We start from the raw sequence: 26,453 nt of genomic DNA, 5'->3' as shown, positions 1-26,453 counted from the left end.
TCTTCCTCGGAACACATAAGGTATTAGACCGCATTTCTACGGATTATCCCTTAGTTATGGGCAGGTTGGATACGCGTTACTCACCCGTGCGCCGGTCGTCGCCCAGCAAAAGCAAGCTTTCGCTGTCATTACCCCTCGACTTGCATGTGTTAAGCCTGTAGCTAGCGTTCATCCTGAGCCAGGATCAAACTCTCCATTGTAAAATATCATGGTTCCCTCATCAGCCTTGCAGCTGAATCAGAAATAGTTTCTCTATCACAGGACGCGATGGTTTATTGAAGTCTGCCTGTTTTCAATCCTAAAATTGAACGGTTCGTTTCTTCTACCCAATTCCATACATCCTATATATAATAAGGTGTAGGAATCGCTTCTTGTACTACTCTCTGTTGTATGTAATCTTCTCAAAGAACTCTTTCTCGTTGCTCTCAGTATTTGGCGTTTGCCGTAGTTCTGAAAAGCGAGTGCAAAGGTACAGCTTTTACCAATACCCTCCAAACTTTTCCAAGATTTTTTTGAAGAAAAAGTGTAGGTTTTCCATAATATTTACAAAAAGAGAAAACGGCACCTTATTTAATATATAGGGAGAAGAGAGCAAGGGCTAATAAGGACGAGCGTCGCTGCACAGCAGCAACCTACAGAACACTGCACGACACGACAGGAAGACAGCACGAGAAGACAAGAGCCCAGCACAACAAGCATGAGAGACTGCCGAGCACTTTCTCAACGAAAGACGAAGCTAACAGTTTCTCGCTTAGAAACTAATAGTTTTTCGCTTTGAAACCAATAGTCTCTCGCTTTGAGACTATTAGTTTCAAAGCGAGAGACTAACGAGAGACTAACGAGAGACTAATTTCATTCTGTCTAAGAAATAAGATGATGAGCCTTACTTCTCCCGACCTAATTATATGTGCTTTATGTCTTTCTGTCCAAGAATAAGCATGCGCTTCTGTCTAAAGATAAGTGACTTATGTCTAACCTTGCTTTGTACTTTCATTGTTGAGACGACGCTTCACCACAGCAGGGTTGCCCACGGCAAGGCTGTCGTCGGGAATATCGTGCACGACGACGGCTCCGGCACCAATGATGCAGCGCTTGCCGATGGTCACGCCGGGCAAGACGGTGACGCCGCCGCCCAGCCAAGTGTCGTCGCCAATGGTGATGGGATAAGATGTCTCCATGGGCTTACGCCGATCGAGATAGTTCATGGGATGCTGGGGCGTAAGCAACTGACAGTTAGGACCAATGAGCACATGGTTGCCGATGGTGATAATGGCTCCACCGAGAAACGTACAATTGTAGTTGATGAACACGTGCTCACCGATGTGGTTGCTACTGGCATGGTCACAATAAAACGGCGGACAGATCACCGACGAGTCGGGTATGCCCGGTGCCACACGCTGAAGCAACAACCGAAAATTGGGTGATGTCAGCGTGGTCTGATTGAACGCCAAGAGCAACTCCTTAGTTTCGTTGCAACTCTGTTGTATCTCAGGATCATCGATATGATAGAGTTCTTGCGAGCGCATCTTTTCAAATTCTGTTTTCATAGTCATCGTGTTTCGGTAACAAAATTAAGAAAAAACATCAAAAGGACAAACGCCAATAGCACATATTTTGTAACTTTGCCACATAGTAAACATGATACAAACATGAAAAGAACCATCATCCTGCTGGTCGGCCTGCTGCTCTGTCTGAACACGCAGGCACAGATGCACAGCTACGACACCAGTTTCACCTTTTCCCAGACAAACTTCGTCGACACGATCCCCATAGAGGTTGTCGACGACCAGATATACATCATGGGCACAGCAGACGGGCGTCCCTGTCGCTTCAACCTCGATACAGGATCGAGCCAGGGCTCAGTCTACATGGGCAGTAGCATACAAGGGTTGCGCCCGTTGGGCAATGTCGTCAGTCGCGACGCCGCCGGAAATCTCGACACGGTGGCAGTGGTGGAATTGCCGCCGCTGACCATCGGCAGTCTGACTCTCCAGCACTATGTGGCCTCGGTGTTCCGCCCACAGACCACACGGCACACCAACGACGCTATCCTCGGCTTCGACCTGCTCAACAAAGGTCTGTGCTGCAAGATCGATGCGCGCCATGGCCGGATGATCCTTACCGACCGCCGCGATTACTTCGACCGTGAGCCCGGCGTGGGGCTGCATTATCGGCTGAAATGGTTCGTGCCCTATGTGCTTGTCAGTCCGTTTAAGCGCCATACCGACGAGGTTCTTTTCGATACGGGCTCCCGCCAGCTTTTCACGATGAACAAGGAGAGCTTCGACGTGCACGCCTATAAGAGCAAGAATGTGGAGAGCCAGGTGGAGGAACGCGTCAACGGCTCGTTCACCATCGGACAGTTAGGTGCTGAGCGTTCGTCGGAGGTGGTGTTTATGAAACTCGACCGACTGAAATGGGATACGTTCTCGTTCAAAGATGTAAGAGCAATGACCACACAGGGCGCCAGCCGCATCGGGGCGAGCATCCTGCGCTATGGCACGGTGACCATCAACGGTTTCCGCCGCAAGATCTTCTTCCAGCCTTACGAAGGCGGTGACAGCGTGGAAGTGAACAACAAAACCTATACTGTTGCCTATGTGCCGGGCAAAGACGGGCGTGCCATGGTCGGCCTGCTGATGAAGGACAGCCCCGAATACCGGGCAGGCCTACGCCAGGGCGACACCATCGTGGCCATTGACGGCAAGGCCATCGCCACGTTCGCCGACTTCCGGCGTTACCCCTTCGTAAAGGAGCAGATATATAGGCTGACGGTAAGAGGAATGAACGGAATGGAAAGACAGGTGTCTTTCACAAGATAAGCAAGTACCCTTCACAAGATAAAGTAAGGCTGAGCCTTTGACAAAAGGAAAGACCCAGCCTCATATTTATATCGCTATAGTGAACGTGAAGCGAAGACCACCATCAGGGTTGTTGCGCACGTTGACGGTACCTTTATGCAATAGAATAGCATTCTTGACGATGGCCAATCCCAAGCCCGTACCGCCCATTTTGCGGCTGCGTCCCTTATCAACACGATAGAAGCGCTCGAAGAGCCGCGAGAGATGTTCGGGCGGCACCCCGACTCCATTGTCGCTGAAGACAAACGTCCAGTAATCGGTATGGCGCTCGGCGGTGATCGTGATCGACGTACCCTCGCCGGCATAGGCGATGGCGTTGTCAGTGAGATTGCGAAAGACACTGTATAGCAGTGACTGACTGCCTTTGACGATAAGTTCGCCAGGCAGATAATTATGGAATGTCATATGGCGTTGCTCCAACTGTAAGGCTGTCTCCTTCTGGATGTTCTGCACCATCTCGGAGATGTTCACGTCTTCGAAGTTCTGCATGTTAGGTGCATCGTCGAGCCGGTTGAGCGTGGAGATGTCGCGGAGCAATGAGGTGAGCCGTTCGCTTTGGGCATAACAGCGCTGGAGAAACATCTCCTTGGTAGGAGCATCGATATGTGGGTTCTCAAGGATTGTTTCGAGATAGCCCTGAATACTGGCCACGGGAGTCTTGAGCTCATGCGCCACGTTTTGCGTGAGCTGTCGCTTGAGGATATCCTGCTCGCGCCGTGTGGTCTGCAAACGCTTATATATCTTGATGATACGCTCGGCGATCTCGCCCAACTCATCGTCGGGGAATGCCGCGAGGTCCTCAGTCTCCAAGCTCTCGTTGTGGTCGGCACGCGAAGCGAAGATGCGGAGCTTGGTGATGTTTGTACCCAAGCGGTTGACAAAGCGGTAGAGCACGAGGGTGAGCAACACAATGATCACCAGGGCAAACCAGATGAAGTGCTGATCGGCCTGCAAAGTCTTCGCCAGATTGTTATCGTAAGGCAGAGCCGTGCGCACCACGATGCCGTCGCGCTTGAAATAAGTAGCAGAGTAGAAATACTCGCGGTCGAGGGTACTGCTATGTCGCGCGAGCGACGTGCCGTGTCCTTGTCGCAGAGCCTCCTTGATCTCCGGGCGCGAGGCATGGTTTGGCATTTGGGCATAGTCGCGCCGGAAATTGTCGTAGAGCACACGTCCGTCCTTGCGCACGAGGGTGACACGCAACTCCTTGTTGTTGAAACTTTTCACGAGAGCCGTCAGTGTATTGTCAACCGGCTGCCGCTTACCTTGTACCTCCTCATGTATCTGTGCATTGAAGCTCTCCAACCGCGATTCCAGCAGCCCTATCTTGTATTGTTTCTCCCTGGCCTGCTGAAAGACGATGAACGCCACGGCAAAAGCCAAGAAAAGAGAAAGAACCGTCAGATAGAGCTTATTGCCGACAGAGATAGCTTTCACCTTACAAAAATATCTATCCATGAGATCATATCATTATTAGAGGACGCTATGTCCCAAGCCACATACCCTTTAAGCGTCGAAATAATAGCCGAAGCCCAGTCGTGTGACGATGCACTTGGCAAAACGCCCGATCTTCTTGCGCAGACGCGTGATGTTGACATCGACCGTACGGTCGAGCACGAGTACGTCCTTGGGCCACACCTTGTCGATAAGCTCCTGACGTGAGAACACACGCCCTTTCTCCTCAAGCAGAAGATGTAGCAACTCAAACTCGGTCTTGGTAAAGGGCACGTCCGCACCGTCAATGCTCACCGTCTTCTTGTCAAGGTTCATCTCCAATCCCTGATAACGCAGCACGGCAGGTTCTGAGCCTTGGTGCTCAGAGGTACGGCGCAGCACGGCGCGCACGCGCACGAGTACCTCACGCAAGGAGAACGGCTTAGAGATATAGTCATCGGCACCAAGATTGAAGCCGGTGACCGTATCGTTTTCCGTGTCGCGCGCCGTGAGAAAGATGATGGGCACGCTGGCTGTCGAGGGATTGGCCTTGAGTTGTTTGGCCATGGCGAAACCCGACATACCACCCATCATCACGTCGAGCAGCAAAAGATCAAAAGAAGCTATATCGAGTTTCAGCGCATCCTCGGCAGAATTGGCCGTGGTGACCTGATAGCCTTCGGTCTCAAGATTAAATTTGAGAATCTCGCAGAGGTCGTCCTCATCGTCGACGACCAGTATCTTGTATTTCTTTTCTTCTTCCATTGCTTATTGATGTTATATTGCAAAGATAATCATTTTTTCTGTTTTACATCCCAGTCATGCCTTTTAAAGCAAATTTTCCCCACGACATTAGAAATGAGTCATAAACTCGATAACGATCTTGTCCTTCTCTGATGTTTTGGGAATACCGTCCTTGCGGTAGAAATATTTCTCGTAGTTGATACGGATATCGGAGATAAAAGGCTTGGCAAGACTCAGCGTCACGCCACCTGTCAGACGGTTGCGCTGATAGTCTGTGGTAACCATGTTGCCGTTGTCGTCATATTTCGTACCATCACTATGGTCAGTCATGAAATCGTAACGAACAAGCGGTGACACCTTTCTGATCAAGCAACGCTTGTCGCGAACCGGAATGTCGTAATTGGCAAAGACATCCACGGCATGCACATCTTTATATAGATGGTGGGAATATCTCTTATATAAATACTCCACTTCACCGAGAAACGGTCCACGGTGATAGGTCAGTCCGCCGTCGTACATCATAATCGTATTGTGGTTGGGGGTGATCTTCTGCGCACTGAGCACCAGATCGGTATGAAAGGGAAAGAAGAACTGCACCTTGGAGGAGAAATTCGCACCTTTGGTCCAGTAGTCCTTCTGTCCAGTCAGCCCCGAACCATTGAAGAGTCCGGCCTGTACACGAATGGGGAAGCCCACATGGAAATCATAGGCTGCCATGGCTCCTACGTCACGTACATTGCCCACCTGCTTTGCGATGAAGCTGCGGTTGGCAAAATACTGCTGGTCGGGCGAACGGTGGGCATCGATGGTAAACGGCACACGCATCTGTCCTATGGTGAACTGGAAATAGCGCCAGGGCTTCAGCCGCGTGTAGGCATCGAGCATCTTGATGACGCCCTCATCGCAAAGGTCGATCTCTGCCTTGTACTCCACCTCGGGCATCAGCTTGCCGCTGACACTGACACGTGCCGTGCGAACCTCAAAACGTCCCTCACCCTCTGAAGTCTGATATTCATACTTACCGCGCAACGTGCCATGCACCTGCGGTTGGGTGTTTACTTCTTGAGCCGGAGCCGACCAGGCAGCCAGCAAGCACAGCACAAGCGACAGAATCTTTTTCATATATGTTTCATCCTTGTGTTTACGACCGCAAAGTTACTCTTGTCATGTTTAGAAAAGGTGACACAGATGTTACAAAGACGTGACAATAGCCATTGAAACAGTTTCGTAATATCATTGTAACAGATATGAACAATATGTGTTAGAGATAATTGGTAATTTTGCAAGCAGAAAGGAAACGAGCATATCAACTTACAATCATATGAAAGCAAATAAGAAAGAGTTACTGGAGAGAATTACAAAGATGTCTAAGAAAGGCGGCAAACTTGAGACTGCTGTCCTGACACTGGCATTGCAGAAGCTGGACAGCGAGGACTTCGCCTTTGACGAGGAAGGTGTCTACAACACCGACCACACCCAACTGGTCTATTCACGCGGTGACCGTGAGGAGGTCAGCGTACCGGCTACCGTGCAGACAATCGGCGAGATGGCTTTCGCTCGCAAGAAACATCTGAAGAAAGTGAGTCTCCCCAAGGGACTGAAGGACATCGCCCGCGAGGCCTTTGCCGACTGTGATGCTTTGGAAGAGATCGTGCTCCCCGCTTCGGTGGAAACAGTAGAACCGTATGCTTTCAGTGATTGCGACCGGCTCAAACGTGTGGTCTTTGAGGGTGCGCCTAAGAAGGTTAGCCGCAAGGCTTTCGACTCCTGCGATGAGCTGCACGACATCTCTGTTCCCGACGATATGGTCAAAGCTCTGCGAAAGGCTCTGCACCTCAACGACGGCGACATCAACTACTTGGTTGTAGGCCACAACGAAGACAAAAGCAAGAAGATAAAAGAGGAGAAAAAGAAAGACAAGAAAGACAAGAAAGAAGAAAAAACTGCTAAGAAGAACGATAAGGCCGACAAGAAAGACAATAAGAAAAACGACCAAAAAGCAGAAAAGAAAGACAAAAAGAAAAAAGAAGGCGGAATGGCTGACAAGCCAATGACCTCTACTTCCAACACCAAACCGGCCGAATGAAATAAACTTATCTCAGCCTCAACAAGCATCAAACAACATAGCACCATGACAAAGGAAGACAGACTCAAGAACCTCTACGTCAAACGCGACGTGAGCTGGATGTATTTCAACCACCGCATCCTGCAGGAAGCCAAGAAAGAATACGTGCCATTGCTGGAGCGGCTTTCATTCCTGGGCATTTACTCCAACAACCTCGACGAGTTCTTCCGTGTGCGTGTGGCCTCACTCAACCGCATCTTGGCCAGCGACGACGTGGATAAGCACACCAAGCAGGACGTGAAGCGCACGATCAAGACCATCAACCTGCTCAACGAGAGCTACAGCAAGGAATACACCGAAGCCACACGACAGGTGTTCCGCGAGCTGGAACTCCACAAGGTCAGAATGGTCAACGAGACGCAGCTCAACGACGAACAGAAGAAATGGCTTGAGAATTTCTACTACGACAAACTCAACGGTTCGACAAACCCTATCTGGCTCAGCGAAATCAAGGATCTGAGCACCTTGGAAGACAACCGCATCTATCTGATCGTAGAGAAAACCATCATCAAAGATGCACGCTCGAAATATGCCATCATCAAGGTGCCCGACAAGACTTTTGGACGCTTCATTAAGATACCGGCTTCCGACGGATACGACAACATCATGTATCTCGACGACGTCATCCGATTCTGCCTGCCATTTATCTTCATCGGACTCAGGCCGAGCTACTTCCGCGCCTACAGCTTTAAGTTCACCAAAGATGCCGAGATGGAGGTAGACAACGATGCCGACTACGGTACTATGGAGCGTATCGCCATCGGCGTGGACAGTCGCAAACGCGGTGAACCTATCCGCGTGCTCTACGACCGCGACATGCCACAGAGCATGCAGAAAAAGATTCTTGAGCGCCTTGACATCCGCGAACTCGACACCTCGCTGGCCAGCGGACGCTATCAAAACCATAAGGATCTGATGAAGTTCCCCGACTGTGGACACGACGAACTGAAATATCCTAAATGGAAGCATCTGATGAAACCGGAGTTTCTTTCTGAGCAAAGCATTTTGGATCTCATCCGTGAGAAAGACCGGTTTATCCATGTCCCCTACCACAGCTTCGACGCTTACATCCGTGTGCTGCGTGAGGCGGCACTGAAGCCAGAGGTCAAAGAAATCAAAACCACGCTCTATCGGCTGGCCAAGGACTCCAAGGTCGTCAAGGCACTCATCTGCGCAGCCCGCAACGGCAAGAAGGTGACAGCCGTGGTGGAGTTGCTCGCCCGCTTCGACGAGGAGAGCAACATCAAGTGGAGCAAGCGCATGCAAGAGGAAGGCGTAAATGTCATCTTCGGCGTGGAGGGACTGAAGATCCATTCCAAACTCCTCTATATCAGCAGCAAGAAAGGCGACATTGCCTGCGTGGGTACCGGCAACTTCCATGAAGGCAATGCCAAGGTGTATACCGACTATCTGATGATGACGGCCCGGCCGTCAATAGTCTCAGAGGTGGCAAAGGTCTTCCAGTTCATCGACCGACCGTTCCAGCAGGTACGCTTTAGTCAGCTGCTCGTCTCACCCAACGCTATGAAGAACCGTATCCTACACATGTTCGACACAGAGATCAAGAACGCTAAAGAGGGCAAAGAGGCTTGGGCAAAAATCAAGATCAACCATATCACCGATTCCGACGTGGTGGCAAAAATCTATCAGGCTTCGCAAGCCGGTGTGAAGGTCGACATTGTGCTGCGTGGCAACTGCTCGCTCGTGCCGGGCATACCGGGTGTGTCGGACAATATCCATATCGTAGGCATCATCGACCGGTACCTTGAGCACAGCCGCATCCTCATCTTCTGCAATGGAGGAAAGAACAAATACTTCCTCGGCTCGGCCGACTGGATGCCACGCAACCTGCTCAGTCGCATCGAGGTGATGACACCGGTCTATGACGAGGATCTCAAAGAAGATCTGCGACGCACGGTGGAATACGGACTACGTGACACAACCAACGGACGACTCGTCGACGGAAAGGGTACCGACCAACTGCAACAGGGTGAACTCTTCCGCAGCCAGGAAGAACTCTACAAATACTACCTGCAGCACAACGGCAACGAGCAGTAGGATCAATAAAGTGCATCGACAAACGATGTCCACTAAAAAAAGCAGCTTCAAGACAATAACAAGGGCAATGCCTTGCACATGTCGTAGTTTTTCACGATATTTGCAAACAAAGCTGCAAACGCAGCCTGTACATGTTTCATCAAATCAAGAAAAAACTATGAAAAAACTATTCTGCCTTGCCTTGCTGCTCGTGGCAACTTGCTGTCCGGCACAGACTATGACCTCGCCCAATGGAAAAATCAAGGTTCTGGCCACCACACACGGACTCAATGTTGACTGTGGAAACGTGACCGTGGCACGCATCACAAGATTGGGCATTACGCCACAACCCGACGACACCACAGCCCTCTGCATACTCGGCGTGGGGAAACCAACCACAGTGAAGGCCGACTACTACATGCTGTCTGGTAAGAAACGGCACTGTACCAATCAGGCTAATGAGTATCGTCTGAACTTAGGGAAGAGCCCGAGTCAAGGATTGGGTATTACGCTCATTGTGAGACTCTACAACGATGGATTGGCTTTCCGGTACGCCACAAACATGAACCACGGAACCATGCGTGGCGAGCAAACAACCTTCGACCTGTCCCAAGGCACGCCACGGTGGATGATGAAGTGGACCGACAGTTATGAGGAATTCTATCCAAAGACAACTGACGGATGGAGTCAGGACAACAACAGACGGTGGGCTTTCCCCGTGTTGACCAACCCACATAGCGGCGTGTGGACATTGCTGACCGAGGCCGACATACACGACTATAATAGTGCCGCTTGTCTTTACAACACACAAGCTCCCAATCTGTACCGCATAGTGCCTGACAAAAACGACAGCCTCGTAAGCGGACCATGGATGAGCCCTTGGAGAGTCATGATAATAGGCTCGATCGCCGATGTGGTGGAGTCTACTCTGGTTACAGACGTTGCCCCACCCTCCACCTTCACCGACAATACGTGGATACACCCCGGCATGGTGTCTTGGATATACTGGGCACATAACCATGGTTCCAAAGACTTCCAGATCGTGAAGCAATATATCGACATGGCCGCCACCATGCATCTGCCATACGTACTCATTGATGCCGAATGGGACGAGATGGATAATGGCGGTAACGTGGAAGATGCCCTGCGCTATGCTCACGAGAAAGGTGTGAAGCCACTGCTGTGGTACAATTCGTGCTGTGGATGGGTAAATGGCGCACCGGGGCCGAAGTGGAGACTCAACGCCCCCGAAAAACGCGAGAAGGAGTTTGCTTGGTGCGAGAAAATGGGCGTGGCCGGCGTGAAAATAGACTTCTTTGGAGGCGACACACAGCCTGTGATGCGATACTGCATCGATTTACTCAACGACGCGGCGCGACACCACCTGCTGGTAAACTTCCACGGAGCTACTTTACCCAGAGGATGGCAACGCACATTCCCTAACCTCCTCTCCACCGAGGCCGTATACGGAGCCGAATGGTACAACAACAGGGCCACCCTCACCAATCGCGCTGCCGGGCACAACGCCACGTTGCCCTTCACACGCAATGTGGTGGGACCCATGGACTACACACCCTGCGCCTTCTCTAATTCTCAGCACCCACACATCACCACCGACGCGCACGAGGTGGCTCTGACTGTGCTCTTCGAAAGCGCACTACAGCATCTGGCCGATAGGCCCGAGAGCTTCCTGCAAAAAAAATACAAGCAAGTATGCGACTTCCTCGGCACGGTGCCTACTACATGGGACGACACTAAACTGCTCACCGGCTATCCGGCACACCATGTGGTGATGGCAAGACGAAAGGCACACACCTGGTATGTGGCAGGCATCAACGGCACTGACGAAAAACTCGGCCTCACGGTGGATCTCAGCTCTTTGCAACTGAAAGGCAGGCACACCTGCCGATTGCTCACCGACGGTAGCCTGAGCTTCAAAAAAGTCAAGCCTCTTAACACGCGCACAGTGAAATGCGCGCCAAGAGGAGGCTTCGTGATGATCATTGAATAAACGATTCATAAAACGTTTAAACATAAAATCTGTAAGACATGAAATGTACATTAGCAGCTATTGATATTGGTTCCAACGGAGCCCGTTTGCTCATCAAGGCCTTCGACGACGAGGCTGTCGGATTGGAACGCGTGCGCAAACTGATGTTCGTGCGCGTGCCTCTGCGCTTGGGCAAGGATGTCTTCACGCTCGGCAAGGTGTCGAAAGAACGTGAGGAGATGATGATCCACATGATGAAAGCCTATAAGCAACTGATGAAGGTCTTCCGCGTCGATGCCTACCGCGCTTGTGCCACGTCGGCCATGCGCGATGCCGAAAACGGTATGAAGGTGATCAAGACGATTAAGAAGGAGAGCGGACTCGACTTGGAGGTGGTCAAAGGTCCCGACGAGGCACTGCTGCTTGTCAACAACCTTGTGGAGAAGACCGACTCCAATGAAGGCAACTTCGCCTACGTCGATGTGGGCGGTGGCAGCACAGAGATCTCGCTCATCCATGACGGCACGCTCGCCGATAGCCACTCCTATAATATAGGTACACTGCGTCTGCTCTCTGACCGCGTCACTCCTGAAGCCTGGAAAGCCATGGAGGCTGATCTGCAAGGATATGCCAAGCTATACCCCGACATACGCATCATCGGTTCGGGTGGTAATATCAACAAGCTGTTCAAGATCAGCAAAGAAAGCAAAAACAAGAAGCTCTCCATCACCGAACTGCAACGGCTCTACTCCATGCTCAAGCCGATGAGCATTGAGGAGCGCATGATCTCTTTCAACCTCAAGGACGACCGTGCCGATGTCATCGTTCCCGCAGCCCGCATCTTCCTCGACGTGAGCAAGCAACTCGGATGCGACGAGATCATGGTACCCAATATCTCGCTTGCCGACTCCATCGTCGACGGACTCTACCGCGACATGAAAACGGCAAAGGTGAAACCATAAGCATAGCCGGAATCTTTATCCACGCATCGATGCTCCTGATGCGTGGATATTTCTTTTTCCTGCTATCTCCTACCAAAAGAAACTAAAAAGCTCACTTATGTGGTTAAAATAAACTAATCTCATGCAACTTTCCTTTCCTTTTTGCGTCATAATAACGATATTTGCAATAAGTTGGCTTCACGATAATCCCATTACAAAGGATTTCTGGCCACACAATATATGAAACGACATTTATAAATAAAAACGATAAGACATGAAAAAGACTAACATCGCTATTGTAGCTCTGCTCGCCAGCACTATGCTCGTCAGCAGCTGCGCCAGCAAGAAAGACTTGGTGAATTGTCAAACAGAAAACCGTGAACTGACCGCCAACTATCAGGACGCCAAGGAAAAGCTCGCTGCCTCTCAGGCTCGCGTCAGCTCCTTGGAGGATCAGCTCGCTCAGGCTAAGAAAGACTACGCCTCGCTGCAAGGATCTCTCGACAAGAGTCTCAACAATGCCAACGCCAACAACATCAACATCTCAAAGCTCGTTGACCAGATCAATGAGTCGAACCAGTATATCCGCCATCTCGTGGAGGTGAAGAGCAAGAGCGACTCGCTCAATATGGTGCTCACCAACAACCTCACCCGCTCACTGAGCAAGGAGGAGATGAAAGAGGTCGACGTGCAAGTGCTCAAGGGTGTTGTTTATATCAGTTTGGCCGACAACATGCTCTACAAGAGTGGCAGCTATGAGATCAACGACCGTGCCCAGGAGACGCTGAGCAAAATTGCTAAGATCATCACAGACTACAAGGACTATGACGTGCTCATCGAGGGCAACACCGACAACGTGCCTGTCAACACAGCCGCACCATCCATGAAGAACATCCGCAACAACTGGGATCTCAGTGCTCTGCGTGCCTCCAGCGTAGTTCAGTATCTCATTGATCACTTCGGTGTGGCACCTAAGCGACTGACCGCCGGCGGACGTGGCGAATACAACCCTGTGGCCAGCAACGACACAGAACTCGGCAAACAGCGCAACCGCCGCACCCAGATCATCATCACACCGAAGCTCGACCAGTTCATGGACCTCATCGACAAGGCTCCAGAGGAAAGTAACAACAAGTAAGGATCACTCCTATTATATATAAGGGGGGCTATGCCGCACGGCATAGCCCCCCTTATGTGATTATATCAAAAGACATTTACGCCGTTTCTGGCAACTTGCCATTTTGGTATTCGTATTTTAAGATGAGATACAAATAATCTGGACTCTCTGTATAAAGAAGTGTTCTTGGATCTTGGATGATCTTCAATGTAGAAGATTGATAGATAAAGTTAAGTGCTTCTGGAACAGGTAAATGAAAATCCTCTATGAGCTGTTCACTCATACTGTCAACTGCATTATCCACAAGGAAGTGATATCTTTGATCTTTTGTCATCATAATCTCTTCAACGTTTTAATTGCCTTTGGTGTCAAAAAACAATATTGGTTACTAAGTTGCTTATACTTCAGTTGTTCAGCAAAAGCTACCTCATTGATATAACCATGTTGGAATTGGCTCATAAGAAACGCTACTCCATCATCAGCCACAGGACCTATAACAACATCATAACTATGATGAAAATGTAATTGACGGCTACGATTCTTATAAATAAATTGAGCCCACTCTACAGAGACTTTGTCGAATTTCAACACGGCAAGGCTGCCATTGACAAGAAGCTGATCGTCAAAAAAGTATTCTTGGACTACCATACCACCTCCAAAAGCATCGAACTTGCGTCGGGCCATATGCTTAGCCTGCTTCTGAATATCAGTAAGATAGAAGCCACATCCAAAGTCTTTATAAGGTAAACACTTTGAGATATCTATCTTATTAAAGTCTACATTTGTTCCGTGATATAATATCATGCAAGCAGTCCTCCATTTCTTCGGCACACACTGGCCAAGGCTTCAATAGTATCTTCCACTGGCAAAGTATGCTCCACATCATAATGATCCACTAAATAATGAATACCCTTGCAGCGGTAAAGATAGCTGCAGGCCTGCTGGACAGACAATTGGAAATGTTCCCCAAATGTCCGGATGATCATGTTTATATAAGGTATTCTAAACCTATCATTTTTTGAAGTAGCCATAGACATATTCCTTTTTACTGCAAAAATAAACATTCTATTCGAATGAAGCAAGTCTTTCTCTTCATATTATCCAAATGCCATCATTTTTTCTGTGTGATGCTGTTCGTACATCACCACACAGATTTTTTTGTTCCCAAAGGAGAGCAACAACAAGTAAGGATCACTCCTATTATTATATAAGGGGGGCTATGCCGCACGGCATAGCCCCCCTTGCTTTTTATCTCAAAGAGAATTATTAGTTCTGTTCCTCGAGTTTTTCTATCTCCGCTCTCTCACGGTTGATGATCTCATAGCCGTTCTTGGTCATCTTGTGCACCTTGAACTTGTCAAAGCCCTCACCATAGACACCAATGACATTGGTCTGAGTGACGAAAGCACGAGGGTCGATATCGTTGATGATCTGGAAGATGGTGTTACTCTCACGACGCTTGGCCATGATGAAGAGCATCTTCACCTGATGGCCCGTGTAGAAGCCGTGCGCCTCGATGACCGTAGCACCACGATGGGGATAGACCGCGATGCGCGAGGCTATCTCGCGATACTTGTCCGAGATGATGAAGAACTGCACGCTGCGGCGCATGGAGTTGACAACCTGATCGATACAAAACGCGGTGACCATCAGCACCACATAGCCATAGATGACCTGCTCCCAGTTGTGAAGGACAAGATAAGAAGAGGTGATGATGACAATATCGCAGAGCATGATGACACGGCCCAAGGAGATATCGCGGTACTTGTTGACGATGGCCGCCACGATATCCGTACCTCCCGTAGATCCGTTATTGGCCAGTCCCAGTCCTACTCCACCACCGCAGAACATAGCACCGATAAGACTTGCCATAAAAGGCTGGTCAGCAAGCAGATGGGTACCAACGAGGTTGTGTCGAGCCAAGGCGGTGAGCGATGTCAACACCACCACCGCATAGATCGTTTTCACACAGAACTTCCATCCCAGGATTCTCAGGGCTGCAATAAGCAGGAAAGCATTAATGACGAAATAAGTCACCTGCACCGGAATGCCCGTACCCCAGTAGACTACCGAAGAAATACCCGGCACACCACCCGTGGTGATATTGTTAGGCAAAAGGAATACGTTCCACCCGATACAATAGGAGATCATCGCTATCGTGATCATCAAGTAGTCACGCAACTCATTGATAATACTCTTCTTTTTCATACACGAGACACTAATAATGTTTCTATATCATGACAGTTTCATCTGCTTGCTATCCTTAAATACCAAGTCCACCAGTGAAACTCACGTCCATAGCCTTGCTCTGCATGATAGTGGTGTTGGCCGGCACACTGTGTGTGAGCCACACGTTACCGCCGATAACCGTATCATGTCCGATGGTGATGCGCCCCAGTAGTGTGGAGTTGGAGTATACCGTGACGTGATCTTCAAGCACAGGGTGGCGGGGTGCGAGGCGTGTGCGGTCTCGCCGCGTCTCCTCGTTGGGCTGCTGATGGAGTGTGTAATAAGGGTTCTCAGTATGCGCCGCACCGAGTGTGACACCTTGGAAGAGATGCACATGATTGCCAATGACGCAAGTCTCACCGATAACTACACCCGTACCGTGGTCGATGGAGAAGTACTCCCCTATCTTGGCACCCGGATGGATGTCGATACCTGTATTGGCATGTGCCTGCTCAGTGATGATACGAGGTATAACAGGGATACCCATCTCATGAAGTACATGAGCGAAGCGATAGTGAATCATGGCATGAATGACTGGATAGGAAAAGATGACCTCACTATGCGAAGAGGCTGCCGGGTCATCGTCGAAGATAGCCTCGACATCGGTGTAGAGCAGATGCTTGATGAGAGGCAGTTGTCCGATCAGCTTTAAGGACTTCTCTGCAGCTTCAGCTTCTGCACTGTGCTCATCGCTGCCATCAGCGCAAAGAGCCAATGTCAGTTGCTTGCGCATGAGACTACAAAGCCGCTCCATGTTCACACCAATATGGTAAGAACGGATGTCGCTGTCGATCTGCCGCTTGTCGAAAAAGCCGGGGAAGACGATCATCTTCACCAGTTCGACCATCTCACGCAGTGCATCGACCGAGGGTAAAGGCGTATCACCCTGGGGGGCCATCCGACGCTCATCGTCAGAGACACGTGTCATCATCTCCACGCTTTTTAAGAATATGTCATTGCCTTCCATAATATTCGTCATTCGATAAAATAGGTTTATCCCCCCTTCTCATTTCATTGTGGATTCATGCGCAAAGTTACAAGAAATAATTCATAATACGACATTCCGCATTCACAAATTATTGCGTTCTTCCTCATTTTTTGATTCGTCCTTCAGTTTGTTTTTCCAAAAAATTGACTCAAATACTACATATAACAAAAAGAGCCGTCCAATAGCTATTTGTAACATGATTGTAATACATGTGAACACTATTGTAATATGTGTTTAAACCACTTGTAATATACACTGATTAACTTTGCGCACAAAAAGAATATAACTTATCATTTATGGAAACAATTTATTTGTGTATCGTCATCTTCCTGCTCTGTCTGGCGGTCTTCGACTTGTTCGTGGGCGTGAGCAACGATGCGGTGAACTTCCTGCAGTCGGCCGTAGGTGCTCGTGTGGCAACATTCCGCACGGTGCTCATCATTGCCTCCATCGCTGTGGTATTAGGAGCCGTGCTGTCATCGGGAATGATGGACATTGCGCGCCACGGCATCATGATGCCGGCCCGTTATTCTTTCCATGAGGTGATGACCGTGTTCCTGGCCGTCATGGTCACGGATGTCATCATCCTCGATGTGTTCAATTCATTAGGCATGCCCACGTCGACCACGGTATCACTGGTCTTCGAGCTCCTCGGTGGCGCGTTCATGATTTCGACTTTGAAGATCATGGGCGACCCGAGTCTTGACTATGGCATACTGCTCAACTCCGACAAGGCTCTGAGCGTGATCATCGCCATCTTTGTGAGCGTGGCAATCTCGTTTGTCGTCGGCATGATTGTGATGTGGATCAGCCGTGTGGTCTTCACATTCAACTACAAGAAGCACAGCCGCTACGCCATCGCCATCTTCGGTGGCATCTCGTTCACCGTGCTGGCCTACTTCATCTTTATGAAAGGTGTCGGCAACAGTCCCTACGTCAGTGAGAGCGTGCGCGACTATATCAACAGCAACATCAACCTGCTGCTGATCTATACATTCATTGGCTCTACCATCGTCATGGAAGTCCTGCATCTGTGCCGCGTTGACATCTTCAAGTTTGTCGTGCTCATGGGCACCTTCGGTCTTGCCATGGCCTTTGCCGGTAACGACCTTGTGAACTTCATCGGTGTGCCCTTGGCCGGTTTGGCTTCCTATCAGGACTATGCCGCCAACGCCCATGGTGCCGGTGTAGACACGTTCATGATGAAATCGCTGATGGAGAGTGCCAAGACTCCTCCTTTCTATCTGATGGCAGCCGGCATCATCATGATCGTGGCAATGGGTACTTCCAAGAAAGCCCAGAATGTGATCAAGACCTCCGTGGACCTGGCCCGTCAGGACGAGGGCGACGAGATGTTTGGTTCGTCCAAGGCAGCCCGTGCCATCGTCCGTTTCTGCCAGTGGGGCGTGGAGAGTGTCGCACATATCTTCCCCGCTTCCCTGCGCAATTGGATCAACAGCCGTTTCAACGCCAACGAGGTGGAGCTTGTCGATGACAAAGCCGCCTTCGACGTGGTGCGTGCCGCCGTGAACTTGGTGATTGCCTCCATGCTGATCACCTTCGGAACGAATCATAAGTTGCCATTGTCTACCACCTATGTGACGTTCATGGTAGCTATGGGTTCCAGTCTTGCCGACCGTGCCTGGAGCCGTGAGAGTGCCGTGTTCCGTGTCACCGGCGTGCTAAGCGTCATTGGTGGCTGGTTCATCACTGCCGGTGTGGCCTTCATCACCTGCTCACTGGTGGCTCTGACAATGTGGTATGGCGGTATCGTACTGCAAGTGGGCTTCATGATACTCGTCATCTATCTGCTTTGGCACAGCAACCAACAATACAAGAAGAAGAAAGAACAGGAGGCCAAGGACGAGGACAGCTTCCGCTTGATGATGCGCACCCGTGATCCCGAGCTTGTCTGGGATATGCTGCAGAAGCGTGTGAGCAGCACGCAATGCAATATGAATCACTATGCGCTTGACATGTTCAACAAGATCATGGACGGCTTCACCGGACAAAACGCACGTGAGCTCGGCCGGTGCCGCAAGTCACTCCATAAGGAGCAGGACAACCTGAAGAAATACCGCCGTCAGGAAATGCTCGGACTGAAGAAATCACCACAGGACATTGCTATCGAGCGCAATACTTGGTTCCACCTCGGCGCCAACTCCGACCAACAGTTCATCTACTGCCTGCGCCGTATGCTGGAACCGGTACGCGAGCATGTCGACAACAACTTCAATCCGATACCCGAGGAATATATCCATGAGTTCCAGCCCGTTCGCCAAAAGGTCAACGACCTCATGCACATGACGCAGGAGATGATCTCCAATGGTAAGTACGACGACTACCGCGATATCCTCTCAGAGGCTGATCTCTGCCGCGACGAGTTGTCAACACTTCGCAAAGGACTTATCGACCATATCCAGCAGTCTACCGGCACACAAATGCTTCAGGTGTCTCTCGTATATCTCAACATTCTGCAGGAGACGGATGAGTTTCTCAATATCATGCGCCACCAGTTGCGTGCTGCCAAGAAGTTCATTGAGAACTAGGAGAACTAGATGAACTAGTATCACTAGTGGCACTAGTTATACTAGTTATACTAGTTGTACTAGTGGTACTAGTTGTACTAGTGTCACAAGCTGCATTAGATAATTTAGCCAGCTCGGCCTTCAGGCATTGTATTTCGTGCTCGTAGGCCGAGCATTTTCGTTTGAGAGCCTCGTTCTCTTGCTTGTATTTACTCAAGAGCTCATCTTGCTGCTGGCGGTAGCCAGTGCGAGCCGCATACATTCTTTCCTTGATGCCACCCTTCTGCACAAAGTTCTTTTCCAGCCACTTCAGATAGCTGCACATCATCTTGTCAGTGATGTGGCAAAGCGTCAGGGCGACATTGCAAAACTCTTCCGCTGTCCATCGCATAGCATAAGGTTTATAGTCGGCAAACAGGTTGTGTTCCCGGCAATAAGCCAACATGCCATTGTAGCGGCAATGATGAAAATCCCATTGCCGCAAATTGCGTGAGTTGAGGTAGTCCTGGTAGTCTTCACGCAATTCTCGGAAGCTGCTTCGCGCCACATTGAGCAGTTTGATCTCCATCTCAGTGGAGGTCATGCCATCCTCCGAGCCCTCCACAATGTTTTGCTTGCCCGATCGTGCCGCCTGTACCATTTGGTCTACCGTGCGGTCACCATACTTCGGAAGAAACCGCTGGCAGAAAATAAAGGTTAATTGATAGAGTACATCTGATTTCTGATATAAGTGAAGGTGCTGCCAGTCAACCACGTCGCGAAGCACTTTCTTATCCTTATCTGCGGACAGCTCCTTACCGTCTTGATGTGTATTCTCCATAAGCTATAACATGAGATGCTACTGCACCGATTGTTCCCAGCTACAAAGATAAGCAATTGCAGGCTAACAAGGGGAGCTTTGCACTTGTTTTTTATTGCACCTTTACCTTTCCCGTCATTATATTGTATTGTTTCTGTCTATCCATTGTAAACACATGGACATCAAAAGGAAACATCTATATGCTAACTTTGCAACAGAAAACAAAAGTAAGGATACAATCAGTAACAATGAGAAAGCTACAAAGGGGAATAGCAGCCACCGTGCTGCTGATAGCCGCCACTACCGCCCAGGCACAGAGCATCGTCGGACGTGTAGTTGACGCCAAAACAAAAGAACCGCTCATCGGTGCGGTCGTCAGCCTGCAAGGCACTGACACGAAGACTGTCACCGACACCGACGGACAATTTCATTTTGACCATCTCTCGACCACCACGCCTTACACCCTCTTGGTGAAATACGTGGGGTACAAGAATACAACCATTGACGGGGTTCTCTCAAAGGCCTCAGCAGCAGAAGACGTTCTCACCGTCGCACTGAAGCCTGATGAACAGCAACTGAAAGGAGTCACGGTGACCGGTGTGAAACGAAGAAATACTGTCACGGCCGCCGTGCTCGAAGTAAAAAACAGTCCCGTCATCGTGAGCAACATCTCGGCCCAGGATATCAAGCTCACCCAAGATGCCAATGCCGGCGAAGTCATCCGCCGCGTGCCCGGGGTGAGCCTCATCGACGACAAATTCGTCATGGTGCGTGGCCTGGCCCAACGATATAATAATGTGTGGATGAATGGTGGTGCCGTGCCCAGCAGTGAGGCCGACCAGCGAGCCTTCTCTTTCGACATGATTCCAAGCAATCAGATCGACAACCTCACCATCGTGAAGTCTCCGACGCCGGAATATCCTGCCGACTACACAGGTGGCTTCATCATGATCGATACCAAAGAGATTCCCTTGGAGAATGCCTTTCACGTCTCTGTGGGCGGCAACTGGAACAGTGCGTCTGCCTTCAAGAGTTTCCTTGCCACCAAGCAGAGCCGCACCGACTTCCTCGGCTTCGACAACGGACTTCGCTCGCTCCACGGCGGTATCGACGCTACCCTGGCCAACCTCGGAAAAAACAGCGGCGGCAACACCATGTACAGCCTCTCGGACAACCACCTCAACAACGACTGGGCAGTGAAGAACCAACATCCCTGGGGCGACTTGAAGCTCGCTGCCGACTGGAGCCATAGCTGGACACTGACCGCCGGAAAGCTCGGTGCCATCGCCGCCGTGAACTACACCAACGAGTACCGCGTCTACCGCGACATGCTCAACAATTTCTATGGAGCCTACGACACCGAAAACGACCGCTCCAACCCATTGCGCCTCTCCACCGACAACCAGTACAACCACAACGTACGTCTCGGCGCACTCTTCAACATGACCCTGCTCAGTGCCAGCGGCAAGAACAAATACCAGCTCAAGAATGTCTTCAACCAGATCGGCAACAACCGATACACCTGGCGTGAAGGCCTCAGTGCCCAGTCCGAGCCCGAACGCTCGGCAGAATATTACTATCGTAGCAGAACAACCTATACCGGTCAGATAACCGGCCGCCATACCCTCAGTGGCGATGCACTTGATTGGAGCGTCGGCTATGCGTATGCCAATCGCCGGTTGCCTGACCGTCGTAAATACATCCTCTACAACGAGGATGACAGCAAGAGCGACAACTATGTGTGGCTCTATCAAAACGACATCTCGCGCGAGTGGACCTCTCTCGACGAGCACATCGTCTCTGCCAATGTCAACGACGAGCATCAGTTTGCCTTCGGTGACTGGCAACCTAAGGTGAAGGTGGGTGCCTACGGCGAGTACCGCACCCGTAAGTACACCACCCGCAACTTCATGTATTGGTACAACGCCGAAGGCAACAGCCTGCCCAGCGGATTCCGCTCGATGGAGATGACAAGCCTGCTGAGCAATGCCGACAACTACGGTGCCGACAAGCTCTACTTGCTCGAAGATGTCAACAAGATCAACGACTACAGCGGACACAACACACTGGGGGCTGGATATGTCAGTGCTGCTCTCCCCTTTGGCAGACTGGATATCCATGCCGGTGTCCGCTTTGAATACAACCAGATGGAACTCATCTCCAACAGCAAATCCTATGAGACGAGCCACGAGAGCCACTACTATCGTCACAGCGACCTCTTCCCCTCTGCCAACGCAACCTATAAGATCGACGAGAAAAACCAGATCCGGCTCAGCTATGGCCGCAGCGTCAACCGCCCGGAGTTTCGCGAGGTCTCGCCATCGGTCTACTACGACTTCGACCTGGCGAGCAACGTAGAGGGTAACTTCAACCTGAAGAACTGCTATATCGACAACCTCGACCTGCGCTATGAGTGGTATCCCAGCCGCGGCGAGATGATATCTTTAGCAGCCTTCTACAAGCACTTCGACTCGCCCATCGAGTGGGTCTATACCATGGCGGGCGGCACCGATGTCATCTACTCCTATGCCAATGCCCGCTCGGCCAACAACTACGGCTTGGAGCTCGACATCCGCAAGAACCTCGCCTTCATGGGACTGCCAGACCTGAACTGGAGTTTCAACGGCTCACTCATCCATAGCCGCGTCAACTTTGAGCCGGGCAGCAATGAGGAAAGTCGCGCCATGCAGGGACAGTCACCCTATCTGGTCAACACGGGACTCTTCTACAAAAGCCAACCGCTCGACCTCGACATCGCACTTCTCTACAACCGCATCGGCAAACGCATCGTAGGTGTGGGACGTTCCGAAGGCATGGACAAAAACGTCAAAGTGCCCAACAGCTACGAGATGCCGCGCGATGCCTTTGATCTCACCGTCAGCAAGCGCTTCGGCAAACATGTGGAGCTGAAGCTCGCCGCCCGCGACCTGCTCAACCAAAACATCACTTTCAAACAGTTCACTACGGTGAGCGTAGGCGGCAGCAGCAAGAAAGTCCAGGAGGTCACCCGACGCTACAAGCCCGGCCGCAACCTGCAGGCCACGGTGACATTCAAGCTATAGGGGCTAGAGCAACTAGAACAACTAGAACGACTAGAACAACTAGAGCAACTAGCGAAACTATAAAGGAAAAATAATCACTCTTAACAACAATAAGATGAAAACAACAAAGATGTTTTTAGGATGCATGGGCATCCTGGCCCTCGCTGCCTCGATGACAGCGTGCAGCAGTGACAACGACGACAATGGCGGCAGCAACAACGGCGGCAACAACGGCGGAACGTCTGTCGTCTACAACTGGTCCACCGACGGTGGCTTCAAAGCCTGCGACAACATTCTCTTCGACGACAACGGCAAGGACGATGCAAATGGTGTCGTCATCGGCAACGGCGACCAGAACTTCGTCTTCAAGGGCAAGCAGACCATCAAGAAAGGCACCTACCTGCTCAAAGGATGGGTGTACATCGCTGACGGTGCTGAACTGACCATCGAGCCGGGCACCGTCATCAAGGGCGACAAGGACACCAAGGCTGCCCTCATCGCCGAGCCAGGTGGCAAGCTCATCGCCAAAGGCACACAGACAAGCCCGATCGTCTTCACCTCGGAGATGGCAGCCGGTAGTCGGAAGCCCGGTGACTGGGGCGGCATCATCCTCTGCGGAAAGGCTCCTAACAACAACGGCGTGCTCAACCAGCAGATCGAGGGAGGTCCCCGCACCAAGCACGGTGGCACTGATGCCAACGACAACTCTGGCGACCTGGAGTATGTGCGCATTGAGTTCGCTGGCTATCCTTTCCAAAAAGACCAGGAGATCAATGGCCTGACTCTCGGATCCGTGGGAGCTGGAACGACCATCGACCACGTGCAGGTGAGCTACTCCAACGACGACTCCTTCGAGTGGTTCGGTGGCACGGTGAACTGCCAGCACCTCATCGCTTACCGCGGATGGGACGATGACTTCGACACCGACAACGGATTCGCCGGCAGCGTAACCTATGGGCTAAGCGTCCGCGACTCCAAAATTGCAGATGCCTCACAGAGCAACAGCTTCGAAAGCGACAACAATGCCAGCGGTTCTACGGCAGAGCCCTACACGACCGCTACACTGAAGTATATGACCATCCTCGGGCCGAAGACCTTCGACGCCAACTTCCAGAACACCACCGACTACATCAATGGCGGCGGCATGAACCCAGGCAACGGCTCGTCAATGGGCAAATTCCAGGCTGCCATGCACATCCGTCGTAACTCGCGCCTCAACGTGCTCAACAGCGTCTTCATCGGCTGGCCTGTCGGCATCATCCTCGACAACGAGAAAGGAGACACACAAGGCGCTGCCAAGAAAGGCTTGATGAAACTGCAGAACAATGTCTTCGCCGGAATGACCATCACAGGCTCTGACTTCAACAAAGTCTACACCGATGGGCTCTACGACTATAATACGAAAACCACCGACGCTTCCAAGCCGTCGTTCTCCACCTCGTTCTTCACGCTCGCTGCCAACAACAACAGCATCCTCAACTGGACGGCTATGACCTGGAGCGGCATCAAGAGCATCATCGAGGCCAACCTGCAACTTTCAAAAACGGCAGGAGCCTTCGCCGATGGCAATGACTGGACAGCAGGCTGGGCCAACTGGGATCCTGAAAACACGAAATATTAGTATGTAATCTCTCTTGTGAACACTTTCCACGCCCCGTAGTCGCGATGACTGCGGGGCGTTTTTGTTCTTGTCCTTTCACAATCTTGTTTCTGAGGGGGGAAAAGTCCATAAAAGCAAAATCTCGCTTGTAAATGATATTTTTATCAGCTTTTATTTGTTACATTCACAATCTTTTTATATCTTTGCATTACCTTTCATTACAACCATACACATTGACAAATCAAAAACATTTCAAAAGAAGGATATGAACGAAGAGAGTTATCAACAACAACCATTTAATACTATTCAACACAAAAAAAGCATGATTGAACCAACTAAGACAGAAACAGAAATGAAGGCTCGGGCATACGGACGCACGGAACTCGCCATGATGTATTGCCCACAGGACACTCCCGGAGCCGCATGGAGAAAGCTCAGGCAATGGACAGAGCATTGTCCCGACCTGCTGAAACGACTGCAGGATCTTGGCTACACCGGTCATCAACGCACGTTCACACCGGCGCAGGTCAAATGGATCTTCTACTACCTTGGCGAGCCTTAACCGAGAAACGCTCGTGAAGCCTCTTTCATGACTGACAACCACCAAGAATCAACAATCGCTGGAATGCCGCGGCATTCCAGCGATTTTCGTTTTAAAACCTGACGAGTCCCACCACCAGGCACACGCTGCGCAATTGGTCTTTCGGCACCGTGAAAGGCAGATACTTGGGATTGTCCGACACGCACTTGAGCCCATCCTTATCGTCGTAGATGCGCTTCACCACAATGCCCTGGTCGGTATCCAGCACATGCACCTTACCCCACTGGATGAAGCTGGCATCGGTCACCACGCGGCAGGCAAGCTCGTCGCCGCTCTTGATCTCCGGTTCCATACTGTCGCCTTTCACCAGAATGGTGAAGTCGTAGTCGGGCAGCTGCTTGATGACTGGATAACGCTCGTAGGAGACATCGATCTCCTCGGTGAGCTTGCCCGCCGATGCTGTCTGGTCGATACGCGGGCGTGTCTGATCGGTGTTGCGAAGACTGCTCTCTGTCTCGGCAAGGAAGAAAGACTGGTCCAAGCCATAGTGCCGGCAGACCTTCTCTTTGATATCCGGACTGATGGCAGGGTAGCGCCCGTTGCGTGGGTCGGGACGGAAAAGCCGCGTGAGTGTCTGCTGGCGCACGCCAATCTCCTGGGCAAAGGCGGTCTGACCGCCCGCGGTCTTGTCCATCATCAACAGATAGAGGTTGCGCGTCTCCCGCGGCATCGCCTCATAGTCGTATTTTGCTATTCTCATGGCTGTAGAAAATTAATATTCCAAAGCATAAACATGCCGTATCGGTGTCTATACGCTTTCTTGCTGATTATTTACACCTGCAAAGATAGTAAATAATCTATTATTAACAAAGAAAAGCACACTTTATTTAGCTTTATACACCATATTATATATAGACACGTTGTGAAGAGCCCCACCTTTCCCAAAGGGAGGGGTCGGTACAATTCCACCAGTGATACAGACCTCAACGAACTTTACAAAAGCTTGTCACCAAAACTGTTGCTTCCAGAGAGAATCCAGCGGCATTTTTGTACATTCACCACGCTCTATATCATAAAAAAGAGGCATCTCCCGCATAAAACAGTGACTTTTCAAGGTCAAAAAGCCAAGATGATAGGGTCAAAAGGCTGAGATGACTCATAGAAAACGGTACTTTGATGAAAAATTCTCTAGAGAATTTTTCATCAAAGTACCGTTTTCGTTTTGTCCCCGAAATGGTCTTTTCCTTAAATGATTATAATTCAGCACTTTACAAAAACCTGCCATTTTTCGCAAAATCACGACAAAAGGCCACTTCGTTGAAAAGAATCGCAAAATAGAGGCCGTTTTTTGTCAAAACATCCAACAAGTATCGCTCTGAAAACAACACATGTACATTTCCCCATAAGTTCTCTGTTTCACCTTACAACATCGATCGCCCGAAAAGAACAGCACATCCTTAGTTCAGGGCAACACCCTT

General features: G+C 50.5%; 21 protein-coding genes and 1 rRNA gene. 10 read left to right on the top strand and 12 right to left on the bottom strand.

Translation table 11 applies throughout. The features are described from left to right. Together FYJ73_RS08165 and FYJ73_RS08160 are read right to left on the bottom strand one after the other, a co-directional pair. Positions 1 to 200 (bottom strand): 16S ribosomal RNA (locus tag FYJ73_RS08165); the annotation flags it as partial. A 771-nt stretch (positions 201 to 971) separates the two neighbouring features. Then, a complete protein-coding gene (locus tag FYJ73_RS08160) occupies positions 972 to 1,547 on the bottom strand; it encodes a sugar O-acetyltransferase (RefSeq protein ID WP_154534225.1) in 576 nt (191 codons plus the stop codon). Positions 1,548 to 1,649: 102 nt separating this feature from the next. On the opposite strand from FYJ73_RS08160, the gene FYJ73_RS08155 reads away from it, so the two are divergent. After that, positions 1,650 to 2,822, top strand: coding sequence for an aspartyl protease family protein (locus FYJ73_RS08155; protein ID WP_154534224.1), 1,173 nt, complete (start codon positions 1,650 to 1,652; stop codon positions 2,820 to 2,822). A 66-nt stretch (positions 2,823 to 2,888) separates the two neighbouring features. Here the strand turns inward: FYJ73_RS08155 and FYJ73_RS08150 are convergent, their stop codons facing one another. The 3 genes from FYJ73_RS08150 to FYJ73_RS08140 all read right to left on the bottom strand — a co-directional run bounded on the left by FYJ73_RS08150 (position 2,889) and on the right by FYJ73_RS08140 (position 6,161). Next, the gene (locus FYJ73_RS08150; RefSeq protein ID WP_154534223.1) at positions 2,889 to 4,319 is read right to left on the bottom strand and encodes a sensor histidine kinase; all 1,431 of its coding nucleotides are present in this window, start codon (positions 4,317 to 4,319) and stop codon (positions 2,889 to 2,891) included. Positions 4,320 to 4,367: 48 nt separating this feature from the next. Further along, positions 4,368 to 5,060, bottom strand: coding sequence for a response regulator transcription factor (locus FYJ73_RS08145; RefSeq protein ID WP_154534222.1), 693 nt, complete (start codon positions 5,058 to 5,060; stop codon positions 4,368 to 4,370). 87 nt (positions 5,061 to 5,147) lie between these two features. Continuing rightward, positions 5,148 to 6,161: a porin gene (locus FYJ73_RS08140; protein ID WP_154534221.1), complete on the bottom strand. Its 1,014-nt coding sequence runs from the start codon at positions 6,159 to 6,161 to the stop codon at positions 5,148 to 5,150. A 241-nt stretch (positions 6,162 to 6,402) separates the two neighbouring features. Between FYJ73_RS08140 and FYJ73_RS08135 the strand changes: the two genes are divergently transcribed. The 5 genes from FYJ73_RS08135 (at position 6,403) to FYJ73_RS08115 (ending at position 13,270) form a co-directional block, all read left to right on the top strand. Beyond that, complete coding sequence (locus FYJ73_RS08135; protein WP_206081733.1) at positions 6,403 to 7,125, top strand: leucine-rich repeat domain-containing protein; 723 nt, start codon at positions 6,403 to 6,405, stop codon at positions 7,123 to 7,125. A gap of 45 nt (positions 7,126 to 7,170) precedes the next feature. Beyond that, positions 7,171 to 9,222 (top strand): RNA degradosome polyphosphate kinase, encoded by a 2,052-nt coding sequence (locus tag FYJ73_RS08130; RefSeq protein ID WP_154534219.1) that lies wholly within the window; start codon positions 7,171 to 7,173, stop codon positions 9,220 to 9,222. Positions 9,223 to 9,379: 157 nt separating this feature from the next. Next, positions 9,380 to 11,212, top strand: a complete 1,833-nt coding sequence (locus tag FYJ73_RS08125) for a glycoside hydrolase family 97 protein (protein ID WP_235899287.1) — start codon at positions 9,380 to 9,382, stop codon at positions 11,210 to 11,212. 38 nt (positions 11,213 to 11,250) lie between these two features. Further along, positions 11,251 to 12,153, top strand: a complete 903-nt coding sequence (locus tag FYJ73_RS08120) for a Ppx/GppA phosphatase family protein (RefSeq protein WP_154534218.1) — start codon at positions 11,251 to 11,253, stop codon at positions 12,151 to 12,153. Between the two features lie 253 nt (positions 12,154 to 12,406). Further along, positions 12,407 to 13,270 carry an OmpA/MotB family protein gene (locus FYJ73_RS08115; RefSeq protein ID WP_154534217.1) on the top strand — a complete coding sequence of 288 codons (864 nt, stop codon included), beginning with the start codon at positions 12,407 to 12,409 and terminating at the stop codon, positions 13,268 to 13,270. A 76-nt stretch (positions 13,271 to 13,346) separates the two neighbouring features. Here FYJ73_RS08115 and FYJ73_RS08110 read toward each other — a convergent pair whose 3' ends face one another. From FYJ73_RS08110 to FYJ73_RS08090, 5 genes are all read right to left on the bottom strand, one after another. Then, entirely contained in the window at positions 13,347 to 13,586 is a 240-nt protein-coding gene (locus FYJ73_RS08110; protein WP_154534216.1) for a hypothetical protein, read from the bottom strand. After that, positions 13,583 to 14,053, bottom strand: coding sequence for a DUF3990 domain-containing protein (locus tag FYJ73_RS08105; protein ID WP_154534215.1), 471 nt, complete (start codon positions 14,051 to 14,053; stop codon positions 13,583 to 13,585). Before FYJ73_RS08105 ends, FYJ73_RS08110 begins: the two co-directional genes overlap by 4 nt. Then, positions 14,050 to 14,280 (bottom strand): DUF3791 domain-containing protein, encoded by a 231-nt coding sequence (locus FYJ73_RS08100; RefSeq protein WP_154534214.1) that lies wholly within the window; start codon positions 14,278 to 14,280, stop codon positions 14,050 to 14,052. The genes FYJ73_RS08105 and FYJ73_RS08100 overlap by 4 nt, the downstream gene beginning before the upstream one ends. A gap of 235 nt (positions 14,281 to 14,515) precedes the next feature. Next, complete coding sequence (locus FYJ73_RS08095; RefSeq protein ID WP_154534213.1) at positions 14,516 to 15,457, bottom strand: YitT family protein; 942 nt, start codon at positions 15,455 to 15,457, stop codon at positions 14,516 to 14,518. 55 nt (positions 15,458 to 15,512) lie between these two features. Further along, positions 15,513 to 16,445, bottom strand: coding sequence for a serine O-acetyltransferase (locus FYJ73_RS08090; RefSeq protein WP_154534212.1), 933 nt, complete (start codon positions 16,443 to 16,445; stop codon positions 15,513 to 15,515). A gap of 317 nt (positions 16,446 to 16,762) precedes the next feature. Between FYJ73_RS08090 and FYJ73_RS08085 the strand changes: the two genes are divergently transcribed. Further along, positions 16,763 to 19,015 carry an inorganic phosphate transporter gene (locus FYJ73_RS08085; RefSeq protein WP_154534211.1) on the top strand — a complete coding sequence of 751 codons (2,253 nt, stop codon included), beginning with the start codon at positions 16,763 to 16,765 and terminating at the stop codon, positions 19,013 to 19,015. Here the strand turns inward: FYJ73_RS08085 and FYJ73_RS08080 are convergent. After that, positions 19,002 to 19,814, bottom strand: coding sequence for a four helix bundle suffix domain-containing protein (locus FYJ73_RS08080; protein ID WP_154534210.1), 813 nt, complete (start codon positions 19,812 to 19,814; stop codon positions 19,002 to 19,004). The two genes, FYJ73_RS08085 and FYJ73_RS08080, sit on opposite strands and share 14 nt — an antisense overlap. Before the next feature lie 227 nt (positions 19,815 to 20,041). Here FYJ73_RS08080 and FYJ73_RS08075 point away from each other — a divergent pair, with 227 nt between their 5' ends. The 3 genes from FYJ73_RS08075 to FYJ73_RS08065 all read left to right on the top strand — a co-directional run bounded on the left by FYJ73_RS08075 (position 20,042) and on the right by FYJ73_RS08065 (position 24,996). Continuing rightward, entirely contained in the window at positions 20,042 to 22,855 is a 2,814-nt protein-coding gene (locus FYJ73_RS08075; protein ID WP_154534209.1) for a TonB-dependent receptor domain-containing protein, read from the top strand. Between the two features lie 94 nt (positions 22,856 to 22,949). Then, on the top strand, positions 22,950 to 24,455 hold the full coding sequence (locus FYJ73_RS08070) for a hypothetical protein (RefSeq protein ID WP_154534208.1): 1,506 nt from the start codon (positions 22,950 to 22,952) through the stop codon (positions 24,453 to 24,455). A 301-nt stretch (positions 24,456 to 24,756) separates the two neighbouring features. Beyond that, positions 24,757 to 24,996: a DUF4248 domain-containing protein gene (locus FYJ73_RS08065; RefSeq protein ID WP_206081732.1), complete on the top strand. Its 240-nt coding sequence runs from the start codon at positions 24,757 to 24,759 to the stop codon at positions 24,994 to 24,996. 91 nt (positions 24,997 to 25,087) lie between these two features. Here the strand turns inward: FYJ73_RS08065 and FYJ73_RS08060 are convergent, their stop codons facing one another. Beyond that, a complete protein-coding gene (locus FYJ73_RS08060; RefSeq protein WP_154534207.1) occupies positions 25,088 to 25,735 on the bottom strand; it encodes a S24 family peptidase in 648 nt (215 codons plus the stop codon). Positions 25,736 to 26,453 lie beyond the last annotated feature (718 nt).

It is taken from the genome of Hallella mizrahii (assembly GCF_009695775.1).
Taxonomy (GTDB): domain Bacteria; phylum Bacteroidota; class Bacteroidia; order Bacteroidales; family Bacteroidaceae; genus Prevotella; species Prevotella mizrahii.
This window is presented reverse-complemented; position numbering and strand designations above follow the sequence as displayed.